This is a genomic window from Vandammella animalimorsus (genome assembly GCF_002288875.1).
Taxonomy (GTDB): Bacteria; Pseudomonadota; Gammaproteobacteria; order Burkholderiales; family Burkholderiaceae_C; genus Lampropedia; species Lampropedia animalimorsus.
The window spans coordinates 131,233-148,063 of the sequence record NZ_NTBH01000006.1 but is presented as its reverse complement, the minus strand read 5'-3'; the positions used below and the strand labels follow the sequence as shown (position 1 = coordinate 148,063).

At 65.4% G+C, this 16,831-nt stretch carries 17 protein-coding genes; 7 read left to right on the top strand and 10 right to left on the bottom strand.

Annotated elements, in window-relative coordinates; all coding sequences use genetic code 11:
* Positions 1-53 precede the first annotated feature (53 nt).
* From CLI93_RS15600 to CLI93_RS15420, 4 genes are read left to right on the top strand one after another with little or no spacing between them, the layout of a single operon-like run.
* The gene (locus CLI93_RS15600) at positions 54-389 is read left to right on the top strand and encodes a BrnT family toxin (protein ID WP_095542386.1); all 336 of its coding nucleotides are present in this window, start codon (positions 54-56) and stop codon (positions 387-389) included.
* Positions 319-603, top strand: coding sequence for a BrnT family toxin (locus tag CLI93_RS10160; RefSeq protein ID WP_095542385.1), 285 nt, complete (start codon positions 319-321; stop codon positions 601-603). The genes CLI93_RS15600 and CLI93_RS10160 overlap by 71 nt, the downstream gene beginning before the upstream one ends.
* Complete coding sequence (locus CLI93_RS10155; protein WP_095542384.1) at positions 563-901, top strand: BrnA antitoxin family protein; 339 nt, start codon at positions 563-565, stop codon at positions 899-901. The genes CLI93_RS10160 and CLI93_RS10155 overlap by 41 nt, the downstream gene beginning before the upstream one ends.
* The gene (locus tag CLI93_RS15420; protein ID WP_238945804.1) at positions 898-1,185 is read left to right on the top strand and encodes a hypothetical protein; all 288 of its coding nucleotides are present in this window, start codon (positions 898-900) and stop codon (positions 1,183-1,185) included. The genes CLI93_RS10155 and CLI93_RS15420 overlap by 4 nt, the downstream gene beginning before the upstream one ends.
* On the opposite strand, the gene CLI93_RS10145 is transcribed toward CLI93_RS15420, so the two are convergent.
* The 3 genes from CLI93_RS10145 to CLI93_RS10135 all read right to left on the bottom strand — a co-directional run bounded on the left by CLI93_RS10145 (position 1,173) and on the right by CLI93_RS10135 (position 6,127).
* Entirely contained in the window at positions 1,173-3,608 is a 2,436-nt protein-coding gene (locus CLI93_RS10145) for a TonB-dependent siderophore receptor (RefSeq protein ID WP_172424268.1), read from the bottom strand. The genes CLI93_RS15420 and CLI93_RS10145 overlap by 13 nt on opposite strands.
* A gap of 212 nt (positions 3,609-3,820) precedes the next feature.
* Complete coding sequence (locus CLI93_RS10140; protein WP_095542382.1) at positions 3,821-4,984, bottom strand: iron-containing alcohol dehydrogenase; 1,164 nt, start codon at positions 4,982-4,984, stop codon at positions 3,821-3,823.
* A gap of 54 nt (positions 4,985-5,038) precedes the next feature.
* Positions 5,039-6,127 carry a PLP-dependent cysteine synthase family protein gene (locus CLI93_RS10135; protein WP_095542381.1) on the bottom strand — a complete coding sequence of 363 codons (1,089 nt, stop codon included), beginning with the start codon at positions 6,125-6,127 and terminating at the stop codon, positions 5,039-5,041.
* Between the two features lie 248 nt (positions 6,128-6,375).
* Here CLI93_RS10135 and CLI93_RS14905 point away from each other — a divergent pair, with 248 nt between their 5' ends.
* Positions 6,376-6,930, top strand: coding sequence for a hypothetical protein (locus tag CLI93_RS14905; protein ID WP_143326391.1), 555 nt, complete (start codon positions 6,376-6,378; stop codon positions 6,928-6,930).
* A gap of 157 nt (positions 6,931-7,087) precedes the next feature.
* Here CLI93_RS14905 and creD read toward each other — a convergent pair whose 3' ends face one another.
* From creD to CLI93_RS10110, 5 genes are all read right to left on the bottom strand, one after another.
* Positions 7,088-8,491 carry a cell envelope integrity protein CreD gene (gene creD / locus CLI93_RS10130; protein WP_095542380.1) on the bottom strand — a complete coding sequence of 468 codons (1,404 nt, stop codon included), beginning with the start codon at positions 8,489-8,491 and terminating at the stop codon, positions 7,088-7,090.
* 185 nt (positions 8,492-8,676) lie between these two features.
* A complete protein-coding gene (gene tpx / locus CLI93_RS10125; RefSeq protein ID WP_095542379.1) occupies positions 8,677-9,177 on the bottom strand; it encodes a thiol peroxidase in 501 nt (166 codons plus the stop codon).
* Between the two features lie 293 nt (positions 9,178-9,470).
* Complete coding sequence (gene rlmB / locus CLI93_RS10120; protein WP_095542378.1) at positions 9,471-10,214, bottom strand: 23S rRNA (guanosine(2251)-2'-O)-methyltransferase RlmB; 744 nt, start codon at positions 10,212-10,214, stop codon at positions 9,471-9,473.
* A gap of 65 nt (positions 10,215-10,279) precedes the next feature.
* Positions 10,280-12,283 carry an MFS transporter gene (locus CLI93_RS10115; protein WP_095542377.1) on the bottom strand — a complete coding sequence of 668 codons (2,004 nt, stop codon included), beginning with the start codon at positions 12,281-12,283 and terminating at the stop codon, positions 10,280-10,282.
* A 65-nt stretch (positions 12,284-12,348) separates the two neighbouring features.
* Positions 12,349-13,224, bottom strand: coding sequence for a hypothetical protein (locus tag CLI93_RS10110; protein ID WP_095542376.1), 876 nt, complete (start codon positions 13,222-13,224; stop codon positions 12,349-12,351).
* Between the two features lie 210 nt (positions 13,225-13,434).
* Between CLI93_RS10110 and CLI93_RS10105 the strand changes: the two genes are divergently transcribed.
* The gene (locus CLI93_RS10105; protein ID WP_095542375.1) at positions 13,435-14,166 is read left to right on the top strand and encodes a helix-turn-helix domain-containing protein; all 732 of its coding nucleotides are present in this window, start codon (positions 13,435-13,437) and stop codon (positions 14,164-14,166) included.
* Here CLI93_RS10105 and CLI93_RS10100 read toward each other — a convergent pair.
* Both CLI93_RS10100 and CLI93_RS15160 read right to left on the bottom strand, forming a co-directional pair.
* Positions 14,147-14,740, bottom strand: a complete 594-nt coding sequence (locus CLI93_RS10100; protein ID WP_238945803.1) for an Lrp/AsnC family transcriptional regulator — start codon at positions 14,738-14,740, stop codon at positions 14,147-14,149. The genes CLI93_RS10105 and CLI93_RS10100 overlap by 20 nt on opposite strands.
* Complete coding sequence (locus tag CLI93_RS15160; protein ID WP_172424267.1) at positions 14,737-14,895, bottom strand: hypothetical protein; 159 nt, start codon at positions 14,893-14,895, stop codon at positions 14,737-14,739. Before CLI93_RS15160 ends, CLI93_RS10100 begins: the two co-directional genes overlap by 4 nt.
* Before the next feature lie 23 nt (positions 14,896-14,918).
* On the opposite strand from CLI93_RS15160, the gene glmS reads away from it, so the two are divergent.
* On the top strand, positions 14,919-16,814 hold the full coding sequence (glmS, locus tag CLI93_RS10095; protein ID WP_095542374.1) for a glutamine--fructose-6-phosphate transaminase (isomerizing): 1,896 nt from the start codon (positions 14,919-14,921) through the stop codon (positions 16,812-16,814).
* The last annotated feature ends 17 nt before the right edge of the window (positions 16,815-16,831 follow it).

Genomic DNA, 16,831 nt, shown 5'->3' with positions numbered 1-16,831 from the left:
AGTCACAACATGTAGATACGCAACGTAACTACAAAAAGGAGTAAATTAGCGCAATGGAATTCGAATGGGATGCCGACAAAGCGGCGATCAACTTCAAAAAACACGGCATCTATTTCGAGGATGCCAAGTTTGTTTTTGGCGATCCTGGCCGCATCGAAACCTACGATGGCTCGCGGGGCCTGTTTGCGCCATTGAAGGAGATCGCGTTGGAGCCCGCAGGGGCCGAGCACAAGGCGGCAACCGCAGCAAGGCTGGATGCTTTGCGAGGATTGCCAACGCCGTGGGCGGCCCCTGCAGGCTCCAACCCTTTGGGAAGGCATGAAAAACCACTCCGCTCGGCGTTGCCCGTCTTGGGCGTATCGACATACGCCCTGCAACGTGCGCCTTGATCGGTGCGGTTTTTCATTCCTTCGCGACTCCTGCAATGGCGCAAACAGGCCCCAAGACTACGGCGAAGACCGCTGGGCAACGATTGGCCTGTTCTGGTCTGCGCTGTTGTATGTGGTCTATACCGTTCGGGACGATGGCAAGACCATTCGTCTCATCTCTGCGAGGAAAGCAAATGGCAAAGAAGCAAAGCAATATCGTGAAGCAAACCCTTGACCTGTCCCACATGCCGCAGCCAAGCGCCGAGCAAAAAGCGCGGATGGATGCCATTGCAGGGATGCCGGAAGATCACATCGACTACACGGATGCACCCCATCTGCCCGATGCCGTTTGGCTGAAAGCGGCAGCGACCTTGCCGGGCAACAAGAAGCAAATCACGCTGCGCATCGATGCCGATGTGCTGGACTTTTTCAAGCACGGGGGGGCGCGCTACCAGTCCCGCATCAATGCGGTTTTGCGTTCCTACGTGCAAGCGCACAAGGCACAGCAGCAAATGCACGGGGGCACCCCATGACCGCGCGCGATGGCATTTCCGTCAACCAGTTCATTGCCAGCGCCACGGCGGAGAAGCTGGCCAGTTGGCTGACGCTGGAGCACCCGCGCGCCGAGGCGGCGCAGGGGCGGCGCGAGGACTTTCTGGCCGTGCTGGAGCGCGTGCCCGATGCCCCGCCCGCGCCGCGCCGCCACGGCGGCGCGGCCTGCAACCTCGCAGGCACCTCGCAGGCACCTCGCAGGCTGCCTGCCCGGCATGCAAGCGGGCAGGGCGCCTGCCGCCAGCGCGCGGCTTACCAGCGGTAGGTGGCTGTGATCGTCGCGCTGCGCTGCTCGCCGCGCCACCAGCCATCGAAGGCGTTGCTGGCGAAGTACTTCTTGTTGAACAGGTTGTTCACGTTCAGCGCCAGGCGCCAGTTGGCGCCCAGGTCGTAGCGCAGGCTGGCGTCCACCAGCGTGTAGCCCGGTTGCGCGCGGGTGTTGGCCGCATCGTCCCAACGGCGGCCCACGTGGCGTGCGCCCAGGCCCAGGTTCAGGCCGCGCAGGCTGCCTTCGGCAAAGCGGTAGTCCAGCCACAGCGAGGCCATGTGCTTGGGCACCTGGATGGCCGTCTTGCCCGCCTCCACGCGCCAGGTGTCGCCGCTCACCCCTTTGACGTCGCTGTAGGTGTAGGCAGCGGTGACATGCAGGCCGGGCAAGGCAGGCAGGGGGCGGCCCTTGGCCTCCAGCTCCAGCCCGCGCGAGCGCATGGCGCCCACCTGCTCATCGCGGTTGGTGATGGGGTTGGTCACGGTGATGTTGCGCTTGCGCAGGTCGTACACGGCGGCGGCGAGCAGCAGGCTGCGCCCGGGGGGCTGGTATTTGACGCCCAGCTCCCATTGCTTGCCGGTGGTGGGCTTGGCTTCCAGCGAATCGAATGCGTCAAAGGCGGGCAGGAAGGAGGTGCCGTAGCTCACATAAGGCGCCCAGCCGCCAGGGGCCAGCCAGGTGAGCGCGGCGCGGCCGGTAAAGGCTTTGTCGGTGCGGCTTTTGTTTTGCCCGCCGCGCGCGCTGGAGGCGTCTTGCACCTTGCCCGTGTCGTGCCGGCCCGAAAGCGTCAGCAGCCACTGCTCGCCCATGCGCATCTGGTCTTGTACATACAGGCCCAGTATGCGCAGCTTGTTCGGGCCAAAGGATTCGGTCACCACGCCGGGCGGCGTGATGGGGTGGTACACCGGGTTGTAGAGATCCAGATCAGGGGCTGGCGTGCTTTTTTGTGTTTCAAAACCACGCGCTTGGGTGAAGTCCAGGCCCGCAATCAGTTGGTGCCGCGCCGCGCCGGTCTGGAAGCGCCCTTCCACATAGGTGTCCAAAGAGGTTTGCCTCAGGTTGCCTTCGTTGCGCTCGGCCGTGCGCGTGAATGTGCGGCCATCATCTTCCAGTGAGGAGTACATGTGGCGCTTGTCCGTATTGCGTTTGGCGTAACGGAAGTTCTGTCGCAGGCCCCATTGGGCATTGAAGTCGTGGCGCAGCTCATAGCCCAGCGACCAGTTGTTGTACTTGATGCGGCTGTAGCGCGGGTCGCCTTCGCGCACCTGCGTGGGCTGGCCGTTGCCGTCGGCCTGGTAGCCCACGTCGTCGCTGGCGTTGTGGCGCAGCACGGCGGCCAGCAGCGTCAGGCGGGTGGCGGCCGAGGGCTGCCACAGCAGCGAGGGGGCGAAGTACTGGCGTTTGGTCGTGTCCCACTCGCCGGTGGGGTAGCGGTCTTGCGTGCGGCCCTGGCGCGCCAGCCCCACCAGGCGGTAGGCAACCTGCTCGCCCAGCTTGCCGCCGTAGTCGAAGGCCAGTTGCCGGTGCCGGTAATTGCCCAGTTGCGCCTGCACCTCGCGCACCGGCTCGTCCAGCGTGGGCCGCTTGCTGACGCGGTGGACGATGCCGCCCACGTCGGCCCGCCCGAAGGTGGCCGAGGCCGGGCCGCGCAGCACCTCGATGCGCTCCATGCCATAGACCTCGGTAGGCGATGCAACGTCCACGAAGCTCATTTGCGCCAGGCCGTCGAGGAAGTTCTGGGCCTCGATGTCGGCAAAGCCGCGCAGCATCATGAATTCATAGTCCCGGCCATCGTGGCCCCACATGCGAGGCAAAACCCCCGGCGTATAGGTCAGCGTGTCCAGCACCTCGCGCATGCCCTTGGCCTCGATCTCCTCGGCGCCGATCACGCTGACCGATTGCGGCGTTTCCACCAGCGGCGTGTCTGTCTTGGTGGCTGTGGCGCTGCGGCGCGCGGCGTAGCCCAGCACGGGGCCAGTGGCGGTTTCGGGCGCGGCCTGCACGGTGACCGCAGGCAGGGTCTGGGCATCGCCCGCGCTGCTTGCGGCGGCGGCAGCTTGTGCAGGGGCCGGGGAGATGACCAGCGTCTGCCCCTGCACGCGGCCTTGCAGGCCGGTGCCGGCCAACAACGTGCGCAGCGCCTGCGGCAAATCGGCCGTGGGCGCAAGGGCTGGGGCTGCACGCTGGCCGATGCGGGCCGGGTCGGCCACCAGTTGCAGCCCGGCCTGGGCGGCCAGCGCGGCCAGGCTTTGGGCCAGGGGCTGGGCTGGCAGCTGGTAGGTGCGCGCCGCGCTTTGGCCGGGCTTGGGCGCTTGCGCTGGCGTCTGTGTATGCCCATGCAGGGGCAAGGCGGCCAGACAGAGCGCGGCGGCTGCAGCCAGTGGGCAGCGGGCTAGACGGGGGATGGCGGGTTGGGGCATGCAAGTCTCCATCAAAAGGGTTGGGGTGCGGCGCGCCATGCCGCAGGGGGCGGCAGGCAGGCCGTGCATCAAGGCGGCGCTGTGGGCCACCATGAGATACAACACCGCAGCGCGGCAAATCCCTCATGGATGGAGAAAAATTTTTTTCGTGGCGCGGCTGGGCAGGCCCTTGGGCCGTCGTGCGTTGGGCGGCCCTGGCTGACCAACGGCGCTTACATGGACTCTTCCAGCATCTGCCGGTAGTCCTGCTCGCTGGCTTCGATGGGGTTGGTGGCGTGGCAGTGGTCGCGCAGGGCGCGCTCGATGATCAGTGCGAAGTCGCCCTGCCTGACGCCCATGGCGGCCAGCCCGCTGGGCATGCCCAGCTCTTGGTTGCGCGCCTGCACGGCCTGGGCCAGTTGCGCAGCGGCCTGTGCGGCGCTGGCCTGCTCGGGCAGGGCCAGGCCCATGGCCTGGGCCATGCGCTGCATGCGCTGCTCCTGCTGCACGCTGTGGGCCTGGGCGTTGAAACGCAGCACCGCTGGCAGGAAGATGGCATTGAGCGTGCCGTGGTGCAGTTGCGGATTGATGCCGCCCAGGCTGTGGCTGAGCGAGTGCACGCAGCCCAGGCCCTTCTGAAAGGCCATGGCGCCTTGCATGCTGGCGGCCATGAGGTTCAGGCGCGCTTGGCGATCCTGCCCGTGCTGTGTGGCCTGGGCGATGTGGGCCCAGCCGCGCGCCAGGCCATCGAGCGCGATGCCGTCGGCCGGCGGGTTGAAGGCGGCTGCCATGAAGGTTTCCATGCAATGGGCGATGGCGTCCATGCCGGTGGCCGCGGTCAGCCCAGGGGGCAGGCCCAGCGTCAGCTCGGGGTCGCAAATGGCCGCACGCGGCACCAGGTGCCAGGAGTGGAAGCCGAGCTTGCGTCCATCGTCAACGATGAGGATGGCGCCGCGCGCCACTTCGCTGCCGGTGCCGCTGGTGGTGGGGATGGCAATCAGCGGCGCAACGGCTTCGCTGATGCGCGGCGATCCGCCTTCGATGGTGGCGTAGCGCGTCAGCGGCCCATCGTGCGTGGCGGCAATGGCCACGCCTTTGGCGCAGTCGATGGAGGAGCCGCCGCCCACGGCAATCAGCCCGTCGCAGCGCTGCTGGCGGTAGCGTTGCGCGGCAGCGCGCACGGCCGCCTCGGTGGGGTTGGGCGGCGTGGCGTCGAACACGGCGCAGTCCATGCCCTTGAGCTGGGCCAATACGCGGTCGAGGATGCCAGCGGCCTTGACGCCGGCATCGCTGACCAGCAGCGGACGGGTGATGCCGATGCGCTGGCACTCGCTGGCCAGCAGGGCGATGGCGCCAAAGTCGAACTGAATTTGCGTGACGTAGTTGATGAAAGCCATGTGGGCGTCTCCTGATGCTTGTTGTTGCGGGGCGCGCGAAGTGCATAACACGCTCTAGACGAGCAGCTCTTGAATCTGGCGCGCGCTGGCCTCGCAGGTCTGGATGTGGCCGGCCAGCCACTGTGGGTTGTAGTAGGTGGGCAGGTAGCGCTCGCCGGCATCGCACAGCAGCGAGAGGATGGAGCCTTGCTCGCCCTGGGCCTGCATGTGCTGGGCCAGGCGCAGCATGGCCACGAAGTTGGTGCCGGTGGACGGGCCCACGCGCCGCCCCAGCAGCTGCGACAGCGCGTGCATGGCGGCAATGGATTGCGCATCGCTGACCACTTCCATGCGGTCCACCAGCGTGCGCACGAAGCTGGGCTCCACGCGCGGGCGGCCAATGCCTTCGATGCGCGAGCCTGGCGCGCTCAGGCCGGCATCGCCGCAGCGGTGGTAATCGGCAAAGACCGAGCCTTCCGGGTCGGCCACGCACAGCTCGGTGGCGTAGCGCTGGTAGCGCACGTAGCGGCCAATGGTGGCGCTGGTGCCGCCGGTGCCCGCGCCTACGACGATCCAGCGCGGGATGGGGTGGCGCTCGCGCTGCATCTGCGTGAACATGCTTTGCGCGATGTTGTTGTTGCCGCGCCAGTCGGTGGCGCGCTCGGCGTAGGTGAACTGATCCATGTAGTGGCCGCCGGTGTCGGCGGCGATCTGCCGCGCCGCGTCATACACCTCGCTGGCTTGTTGCACGAAATGGCAGCGCCCACCGTAGAACTCGATCAGGGCGATCTTCTCGGGCGAAGTGCTGCGCGGCATCACGGCCACAAAGGGCAGGCCCAGCAGCCGCGCGAAATACGCTTCGCTGACGGCGGTGGAGCCGCTGGAGGCTTCGACGATGGTCGATTGCGGGCCGATCCAGCCATTGCACAGCGCGTACAGAAACAGCGAACGCGCCAGTCGGTGCTTGAGGCTGCCGGTGGGGTGGGTGGATTCGTCCTTGAGATACAGATCAATGCCGACCTGGGCAAAGCGCGGCAGCGGCAGCGGGATCAGGTGCGTGTCGGCGCTGCGCTGGTAATCGGCCTCGATGCGGTCGATGGCCTGGTGCAGCCAGGCGCTGTGGCTGGCTGCCGTGGGGGAGGGGGGCGATGTGTGTTGTGGCATGGGGGCCGATTCTATTGACGGCGCCCGGCCTGTGCGGCCATGCAAAGCGCGGCCATAGGCCACTCATGGCGCGCGAAAGCCTGCAGGCCTGTAAAGTCACTGAAAAACATGGGAATTCTGAAATGCAACTAGATTTGCATAAAAATGCTTGGGTCACGTCGGTTGCCGTACTTCTCCGATCATGATTAAAGCCCCGAAGGGTTATTTTGCTGACTTTCTCGATTGGTTTTTTTGAATGAGTTTTTGTTATGTTTTTGAGTAATGTATGTAAAGTTGTGCGGCGCAAAGGTATTTCCTATGTGAATATCGTCCGCTTTGGTGTAGTTGATGGTTTTTTATGCGGGTCGGAGATCACTGATGAGTTGTATGTGGATGGGATGTGTTTTATTGCAAGAAAGTATGTCAAGTCGCTGAAGTTTGACTGCTCTTCAATCAAAATGATGCGCGCTTTCTTTGGCTCTCTTGGCGATGATTTTTCTAATGATTTGATGGGTTGTAAAAGAGAGTTTGGTGTCATCGACAATTTGTATGACTATTTTATTGATAGAGGTGCTATTGTGGGGATTCATCTGGAGCGGGAGTCTGCGTATTCTTTTTATGCTGGCATTGTTGTTGGTTGCAGTTCTAAGTGGATTGAGATGAAGGGGATTGATCCTTTGGGTAATTTTTATGATGGCTTGATTGATATAAAAAAGAGTCGTGTGACGAAAGTGGAATATCAAACCAGATATCTCAGGGCGCTGGGTCTCGTTGCATCTGGCTATGCTGAAAGTCCATCCCAAGCCAAAAATATTGGTGGCTGATAAGAAAGGCGAATAAATAAGATTCTGGAATGGGGCTGAATAGATGGGATTTTCTCGCATTGGCACTTGATTTGCCTGTTATTGATGCGCGCAGGCCCTGGCTTGCCAGGGCCTGCGCAGAGGTGTTGCGCACTGCTGTTGGGGTACGGCGATGGAATCAGTTCTGCGCGTTCACTTTGCTGCTGGATGGCGCTGGGTTCGCGCTGGCCTTGCCTTGGCCAATCAGGCTGTACCAGTCGATGTGGCGTGTGCCCAGCATCAGCGCGGCCAGTGCGACGAACAGCAGCACGCTGCCCATCAGCAGGGCGTTGTCCTCGGAGCGCAGGATGCCGTAGAGGATGCCGTACAGCGCGGTGATGCCGGCGCCAAAGGCCAGGCCGTGCAGGCGGTTGCGCAGCACTGCGCCCAGGTACAGCGTGATCAGGCTCACGCAGGCCAGCGCAGCAATGCCGTAGGAGAGCCAGAACGGCAGGTGCTCGGACAGCGCCACCAGCAGCAGGAAGAAGATCGACAGCGCCAGCCCGACCAGCAGGTATTGCAGCGGGTGGATGGCGATGCGCCGCGTGGTTTCGATCAGGAAGAAGGCGGCAAAGGTCAGCACGATGAACAGCAGGCCGTATTTGACGGCGCGCTCGGCCTGTACGTAGATGTTGACTGGGTCGATGAAGCTCACGCCCAGCACTTCGGCCTGCGCGGCGCTGTCATGGCCATAGCGGCCCGATGTGCTGGCGACCGCCTTGCCGGCCTTGAGGGTTTGCTCGAAGTCGCGCGCCAGGTGCGAGATCTGCCAGCTGGCGCTGTAGCCGTCGCTGCGCACTTCGCGCGTGTTGGGCAGAAAGCGCCCCTGGAAGCTCGGGTGCGGCCAGCTCGATTGCAGGTGCACATTGGTCAGCTCGGCCGTGGGCGCGATGGACAGGTGCTGCGAGCCCATCAGCTGCAACGCGAGCGTGAAGGGCAGGCTGTGCGCTTGGCTCAGGTCCAGCTCGCCCAGATTGGCGTGGATGGCGGGGGTGGCCAGCACCTCGCGGCTGCCGACCTGAAAGGGCAGTTCGCGCCCGTCGATGTGCAGCAACGGGTTGTTGGTGATGCCGCGCTGGTCGCTCACGCCCAGCACCAGATAGGCCTGGGCCGAGAGGATGCGGCCCTGGGGCTGCTGGCCCAGCCAGGCTGGCAGCGTGAACTGGCCGTTGAGCTTCCAGCTCGACTGGAACAGGTTGGCGTGGTAGATGCCGCGATGGCGGGTTTGTACCTCGGCCTGGCCTTGCCAGTCCAGCTGCTGCGCGGGCAGCAAGTGGCGTTGCTGCCGCTGGCGCAGCTGGGTGCTGGTCTGGCCGGTTTGGGCGTCGTGCACCTGTTCCTCGAATTCCTCCTGGTATTCGATCAGCAGCACCGGGCCGATCAGGGTTTGCGCGCCAGCGGCCGATTGGGCGATGTCGTTTTGCACGCTGCGGTGCAGGCGCTGGCGATCCTGGACTTGGCCGTAGATCATCATCAGTGCCATTTGCAGCACGATGACCAGGGCGCCGATGATGAATATCTTGGTTGCGAGCCGGTATTGCATGAGAGGGCCTTTCTTGTTGATGAGTACAGTGGCTGCAAGTGTGCTCAGCGCTTGAGAAATCCAGGTGAAGCGAAGATGAAGTGGCCGCGCCTGTCGCCAGAATCCCCCCGCTGCGCCCATCACCAGGGCGAAAAAAAGCCACCGGCAAGGCGGTGGCTGTGGGGTGCGAGCTGGCGCTTGGGGCCTTATTGCAGCGCGGCCTTGGCGGCGGCGTAGTCGGGCTCGTTGGCGATCTCGCCCACCAGTTGGCTGTGCAGCACGCGGTCGTTTTCGTCGAGCACCACCACGGCGCGCGCGGTCAGGCCGGCCAGCGGGCCGCTGGCGATGGCCACGCCGTAGTCTTCATGGAAGGCGCGGCCGCGCAGGGTGGAGAGCATGACGACCTTGTCCAGGCCTTCTGCGCCGCAAAAGCGCGACTGGGCAAAGGGCAGATCGGCCGAGATGCACAGCACGACGGTGTTGGGCAGGGCGCTGGCCTCTTCGTTGAAGCTGCGCACCGATTGCGCGCAGGTCGGGGTGTCGATGCTGGGGAAGATGTTGAGCACTTTGCGCTGGCCTTTGAAGTCGGCCAGGCTGCGCTCGGCCAGGTCCTTGCCGACCAGCGAAAAGGCCGGGGCATGCTGGCCGGGGGCGGGCAGGCTGCCCTTGAGTTCGACGGGGTTGCCTTTGAGGGTGACTTGGGTCATGAGGGTCTCCAAAAAAGAAGAGGGGCTGGGTGAAACCGCCTTGGCTGTGCCAGGGCGTGGGGGTGAGGGGCAAAGCCCGTGCATTGTCGCACCAGGGCCGTGCGGGCGCTTGGCGCTGTCAGAGCCTGTTCAAAATCACGGCGCGAGTGGGCAAGAAGCGGTTTGGGGTGGGCTGCAAGGCGCAAAACGCAGCCATAGCTGGGGCTATGGCGAGGCTTTGCGGGCGCGGCAGAGCGCCCAAATCCGCTCTCGTGACCGCCGTGCAAAGATTTTGAACAGGCTCTCAGAACCTCTCACCTGAGCAGGCGCTGGCGGCGCGCTTCGTACAGGCACACGGCGCTGGCCACCGAGACGTTCAGGCTTTCCACCGCGCCCTGCATGGGGATGTGCAGCAGCGCGTCGCAGGTTTTGCGCGTGAGCTGGCGCATGCCTGGGCCTTCGGCGCCCAGCACCAGGGCCGTGGGGCCGGTGAGCTCTTGCTGGTAGAGCGATTGCGGCGCGTCGTCGCTGGTGCCCAGCACCCAGATGCCGCGCTCCTTGAGCTCGCCCAGGGTGCGCGCCAGGTTGGTGACCATGAAGTAGGGCATGGTCTCGGCCGCGCCGCTGGCGACCTTGGCGACGGTGGCGTTGATGCCGGCGGCGTGGTCCTTTGGGGCGATGACGGCATGGGCGCCAGCGCCATCGGCCACGCGCAGGCAGGCGCCCAGGTTGTGCGGGTCGGTCACGCCGTCGAGCACCAGCAGCAGCGGCGGCTCGGCCAATGCGTCGAGCAGCTCATCCAGGCCGCGCGCCGGCGCCAGGGCCTGCACGCGCGCGGCCACGCCCTGGTGGCCGTGGCTGCCGGCCAGGCGGGCGATGCGCAGCGCATCGGCTTCGATCAGGCGCACGCCCGCTTCTTTGGCGCGGGCGATGAACTGGCGCATGCGCGCATCGCGGCGGCTGGGGTCGATCAGCACCTCGATGATGGAATCGGGCGCGGTCTTCAGGCGCACGGTGATGGCGTGAAAGCCGAACAGGACTTTTTTGGGCTCGGACATGGCAGATTGGGGCAGCACAGAGCTGCAAAGGGCTGGCAGTGGGGCGGGCTCGCCAAAGCGGGCGATTATCCCGCGCCTGTGCCCAGGTCTGGCGCGGCGCTGTGCCCGCTCTTGCCGGCGGGTTGGGCCTGGTCGAGCAGCTGCTGCACACGCGCCTGCAGCAGCTCGGGTGTGGCGCTGGCGCTGTCCATGGCCGGGCCCACGTGCAGGCCCACGCGGTTGAGCCAGCCACGCCGCAGCGGCCGCACCATGGCCACGTTCTGGCCGCCTCGCACTTCGATGCGCGAGAAGAACGAGCCCCACAGGTTGGACAGCGCCATGGGGATGATGGGCACGTCCAGGCCCTGGGCGCGGGCATCGTCCGTGATTTTGTGGATGCCGCGCCTGAAGCGCTGCAGCTGGCCGTCGCGGGTGATGGCCCCTTCAGGGAAGATGCCCAGCAGGTCGCCCTCGCGCAGCACCTGGGCGGCGCGCTCGAAAGCGGCCTCAAAGGCCTGCGGGTTGTCGCGCTGCGCGGCGATGGGGATGGCCTTGGCGAAGCGGAAAATCAGCCCCAGCAGGCGGTTGCGGAAGATGCGCTCGTCCATGATGAAATAGATTGGGCGCGGGCTGGCGGCCAGCAGCAAGATGGCATCGACGAAGCTGACGTGGTTGCAGGCCAGCACGGCCGGGCCTTCGCTGGGGATGTGCTCGCGCCCCTGGATGCGAAAGCGGTAGATCAGGTGGGTGAGCACCCAGGCCATGAAGCGCAGCAGGTACTCGGGCACCAGCAGGAAGATGTAGGCCGCGACGATGGCATTGCCAATGGCCAGCGCCAGAAAGATTTGCGGCATCGTCAGCCCCAGCTGCAGCAGCGCGGCGGTGAGCACGGCGCTGGCGATCATGAACAGCGCGTTGAGGATGTTGTTGGCGGCGATGATGCGCGCGCGGTGCGTGGGCTGTGAGCGCATTTGCACCAGTGCGTACATGGGCACGCTGTACAGCCCGGTGAACAGGCACAGCAGCAGCAGGTCGATGAGCACGCGCCAGTTGGCCGCCGCGCCCAGGAACTGCGACACCTCCAACAACTGGGCCGGCGCCGGCAGGCTGCGGGTGGCGAAGTACAGATCGAGCAGAAATACGCTCATGCTGATGGCGCCTACGGGCACCAGGCCGATCTCGACCTGTTTGCGCGAGAGCGCCTCGCACAGCAGCGAGCCGATGCCGATGCCCAGCGCAAACACCGTCAACAGCAGCGAGGCCACCTGGGCGTTGCCGTGCAGCACCTCTTTGGCAATGACGGGAAACTGGCTCATCAGCACTGAGCCGACGAACCACATCCAGCTGATGCCCAGCACGGAGCGGAACACCACGGCCTGGGCGTGGGCCAGGCGCAGGTTCTGCCAGGTCTCGCGCACGGGGTTCCAGTCGATGCGCAGCGCCGGGTCGGTGGGCGCGGCCAGCGGGATGGCGCGGCTGCTGGCCCAGCCCAGCACGGCCAGCGCCAGGCTGGCCAGCGCCACGTACTTGCGCCCGGGCTCGCCCAGGTCGATGAGCATGCCGCCGGCCAGGCTGCCCAACACGATGGAGACGAAGGTGCCCATCTCCACCATGCCGTTGCCGCCGGTGAGCTCGGCCGCGTTCAGGTGCTGGGGCAGGTAGGCGTACTTGACCGGGCCGAACAGCGTCGATTGCAGGCCCATGGCGAACACGCAGGCCAGCAGCACGGCCACGGCCTCGAACCAGAAGGCCAGCGCGGCCACCAGCATGATGGCAATCTCCAGCAGCTTCAGGCGGCGAATCAGCAGCGCATGGGCGTACTTGTCGGCCAGCTGCCCGGCCGTGGCCGAAAACAGCAGATAGGGCAGGATGAATACTGCGCCGATCACCAGCCCGGCCATTTGCGGGTCGAGCCAGGCCACCTGCAGCTGGTACGTCACCAGCACGGTGAAGGCGAACTTGAACAGGTTGTCGTTGGCGGCGCCGATGAATTGCGTCCAGAAAAACGGCGCAAAGCGCCGCTGGCCCAGCAGCTTGAATTGGTTGACCTCATCGGCCTTGATGGGGTGGGTAGGGCGGTGTTGGCTCATGCGGCGTCAGGTGGGGGAGATTGCAAGGGGGCAGCAGGCATGACTCAGAAACTGTGGACGAGCTCTCAACGGCGCATGGGAGTGGCGTTATACAGCATGCGGGCAATCGGCCAGCCTGCTGCGGCGGCAAACACATGCTTGAGGCTGTGGCCCGAGATCAGCCCGGCGCTGGCCTCGAACAGCGCGTGATCGCCCAGCTCGCACACCTTGCACAGCAGATACCAGCCGATGATGGCCAGCAGGCCCAGCGCGGGCATGCCTGCGCTGCGCGGCAGCCCCAGGCGAGTGCCCAGACCAATGGCCAGCAGCAGCACCATGCCGCCGCCTTGCAGCACGCTCCAGGGCGTGAAATTGCCCGTGGCATGCCAGACGGCCAGACTGGCGCAGCTGGCGGCAAAGGTCAGCGCCGTGGCCAACAGCGCGCTGGCGTCGCAGGCGATCTGGCGCACCGCCAGGCCGACGATGGCGGCAAACACGATGCCCATGGCCAGGCGATCCCACAGCACGCCGGCATCGTTGGGCTGCAGGTGGTAAATGCCCGAGCCCAGCGCGGTGGCGGCAAAGCCCAGCGCCGCCAGGCCGCACAGGTGCCACCACAGCGGCATGCTGCGCACATGGGCGCGCTGCATGGCGCGGCGGTACTGCCGCATGGCCCGGGCGATGACAATGGCGGCGGCCAGAAAGCACAGATTGGTCAGCACGTCCATGGCGTTGGGCAGGCCCAGCAGGCCGCGCTGATCGGCAAAATCGTGGTAGTGCGCCAGTTGCTGCACCGGCGGCAGCAGCGCCGCCAGCAGCGCCAGCAGTGCGGCAAAGGCCAGCAAGGCCCAGCGCGCCAGCTGCTGCGCCGAGCGCGCCCGGGCCGTGTAATGGCTGCCATCGACCATGGCAAACGAGGGGGAAAAGGATGCGGCAAGCACAAAGGATTTCTTGGCGGGCATGGCGTGGCTCCAAAACAATCGACAGGTCATGAATGGATGGGGTGACATGCACCCTGCGCCGCGAAGTATCGAAACCGGATGGCAAAAAAGTGCCGTTATTTGCTTTGAATTGCATATTCAATGCCTTAAAGTATCTTTTATTGATACCTTTTGCCGCTGGCAACCCCGATCGACAGGCCAGCCGCAGCACATGAGAGGAGGAGCAAGCCCATGAGCACCACCCAGGACCTGGTGAGCGTCATCAAGCAGGAACTCAAGGCCAACCGCATGACCTACGCCGATCTGGCCCAGGCGCTGGAGATGGCCGAGTCCAGTGTCAAGCGCATGCTCTCGCGCGGCGAGATGCCGCTGTCGCGCATCGACGCCATCTGCCGTGCGCTGGGCACGGACTTTGCCGAGCTGGCGCGGCGCGTGGTCGATCAGCAGCCCGAGCTGGCGCAGTTGAGCGTGGAGCAGGAGCGCGCCGTGGTGGCAGACAAGAAGCTGCTGCTGGTGGCCGTCAATGCCATGAGCCTGTGGTCGGTCGAGCAGATGGTGGCCGCCTACCACCTCAGCGAGGCCGAGTGCGTCAAATACCTGGCGCAGCTCGATCGGCTGGGCATCCTGGAACTGCGGCCCATGAACCGCTACCGCCTCAAGCTGGCCAAGACTTTCAAGTGGCGGCCCAATGGCCCGGTGATGCAGTTCTTCCGCGAGCATGTGGCGCTGGATTACTTGGGCGGGGCTTTTGCGCACGAGGACGAAGGACTGTTCCTGGTGCATGGCAGCATCAGCCGCGCGGCCGCGCCCGCCCTGCTCGAGCGCATGCAGCGCCTGGGGCAAGATTTCTCCCAGCAGCACCTGAGCGACCAGAAAGTGCCGCCCGGCGAGCGCGAGGGCTACACCATGATCCTGGCGCTGCGCCGCTGGGAGTATTCGGCCTTCAAGGCCTTGCGCCGCTGAGTGGTTGCGGCCTTTGCGCTGATGCCGGCGCTGACTCTGACGCTGCTGGCGCTGCGCGCCCCGGCAGCGGGATGGCCGTGCCGCGTTTGGGCTGCGCGGTGGCGAAATAGGCCTTGACGTTGCGCACATTGGCCTGCTGTGTGAACAGCGCGTGCGCCAGCGCTTGATAGTGCTGCATGTCCAGGGTGTGCACCACCAGGATGAAATCCGGCCCGGCGCTCACGCGCCAGCATTGCTGCACCTCGGGGTGTTGCAGCAGCAGCTGCTCGAAGGCCGCCAGCGCCTGGGCGTCCTGCCGATCCAGGCTGAGTTCGACGATGCAGCACAGCCCCGGCGGCTGGCCGCTGGCGCGCGCCAGCGCCCATGGATCCACCAGCGCCACCTGGGCCGCCAGAATGCCCGCCTCGCGCAGGCGCTGCACGCGCCGCAGGCAGGTGGCAGGCGAGATGCCCACGCGCTCGGCCAGAACCTGTTGGCTGATTGAGGCATCGCGTTGCAGTAGCTCCAACAATTGCAGGTCGATTCCGTCGATGTTTTTCTTCATCTTTAAGCTTTGACTGAAATCAAATTTCATGAAATCACATTCATGAAATTTTGCTTGAAAAATAGATCAAAAACAAAAGCAAATTTCTTTTCGCCTTGGCTAGCATCCCGCCCATGTGTGGCCCTGGCCGACCGCCGCTGCGGGGGACGGGGCGCGTTGCGCAGATTCTTGAGCAAGGTCTGCATCCAAATCACAGGGAGAGTTGCGTATGTGTGGAATCGTCGGCGGGGTATCGCAGCAGGATGTGGTGCCTGTGTTGCTGCAGGGGTTGCAGCGCCTGGAATACCGGGGCTATGACTCCTGCGGCCTGGCTGTGCATCGCGCCAGCTTTGCGCCCGATTCGGCGCAGGGCATCGAGCGCAGCCGCAGCACGGCGCGGGTGGCGCAGTTGCAGGCCCAGGTGGCCGAGCAGGGCCTGCGGGCCGGCACAGGTATTGCCCACACGCGCTGGGCCACGCACGGCGCGCCGTCGATGGACAACGCCCATCCGCACTTCAGTTTCGGCCCGCAGATCGACCCGGCGGCCGTGCCGCAGGCGGCCGCGCGCGTGGCGCTGGTGCACAACGGCATCATCGAGAACTACGAGGCGCTGCGCCGTGCGCTGGAGGCCAAGGGCTACCGCTTCGGCAGCGACACCGACACCGAGGTCGTGGCGCACCTGATCGACAGCCTGTATGAGGGTGACCTGTTCGAGGCGCTGCGCCAGGCCGTGGCGCAGCTGCAGGGCGCCTATGCGCTGGCGGTGATGCACCGCGACGAACCGCAGCGCCTGGTGGGCGCGCGCGCGGGCTCGCCGCTGGTGCTGGGCATCGTGCCCGGCCAGCCGGCCGCGCACTTTCTGGCCAGCGATGCCATGGCGCTCTCGGGCGTGAGCGACCAGATCGTGTACCTGGAAGAAGGCGATCTGGTGGATCTGCAGGCCGGGCGCTACTGGATCACCGACGCCCAGGGCCGCCCGCTGGATGCGGCGCAGCGCCCGGTGCAGACCGTGCAGGCCTTCGCCGCCGCCGCCGAGTTGGGGCCTTACCAGCACTACATGCAAAAGGAAATCTTCGAGCAGCCGCGTGCGCTGGCCGACACCCTCACGGACGTGCTCTCCATCGGCCCGGAGCTGTTTGGCGATGGCGCCGCAAGCGTCTTCAAGGAGATCGACTCGCTGCTCATCCTGGCCTGCGGCACCAGCTATTACAGCGCGCTGGTGGCCAAATACTGGATCGAGGCCATGGCGCGCATCCCCGTGCAGGTGGAAATCGCCAGCGAATACCGCTACCGCAACTCGGTGCCCAACCCGCGCGCGCTGGTGGTGGTCATCAGCCAGTCGGGCGAGACCGCCGACACCCTGGCCGCGCTGCGCCACGCCAAGTCGCTGGGCCAGCCGCACACGCTGACCATCTGCAACGTGGGCACCAGCACCATGGTGCGCGAATGCAGCCTGGCCTACATCACCCGCGCCGGGGTGGAGATCGGCGTGGCCTCCACCAAGGCCTTCACCACTCAGCTGGCCGGCCTGTACCTGCTGGCGCTGACGCTGGCGCAGGTCAAGGGCGTGATGGACGAGGCCGAGCTGGCCGCCGAGCTGCAGCAGCTGCGCCACATCCCGGCCGCCGTGCGGGCCGTGCTGGCGCTGGAGCCGCAGATCATCAGCTGGGCGCACGCCTTCACGCGCATGGACAACGCGCTGTTCCTCGGGCGCGGCAAGCACTACCCAATCGCCCTGGAAGGCGCGCTCAAGCTCAAGGAGATCAGCTACATCCACGCCGAGGGCTACCCGGCCGGCGAGCTCAAGCACGGCCCGCTGGCGCTGGTGACCAGCGCCATGCCCGTGGTGGTGGTGGCCCCCAATGATGAGCTGCTGGAAAAGCTCAAGAGCAACATGCAGGAAGTGCGCGCCCGTGGCGGCGTGCTGTATGTGCTGGCCGACGCCAGCACCCACATCGACAGCAGCGAAGGCATCCACGTCATCCGCATGCCCGGACACTACGGCCGGCTCAGCCCCATCGTGCACGTCATCCCGCTGCAGCTGCTGGCCTACCACACCGCCCTGGGCCGCGGCACCGACGTGGACAAACCGCGCAACCTGGCCAAGAGCGTGACGGTGGAGTAAGCACATTGGCGATTGCA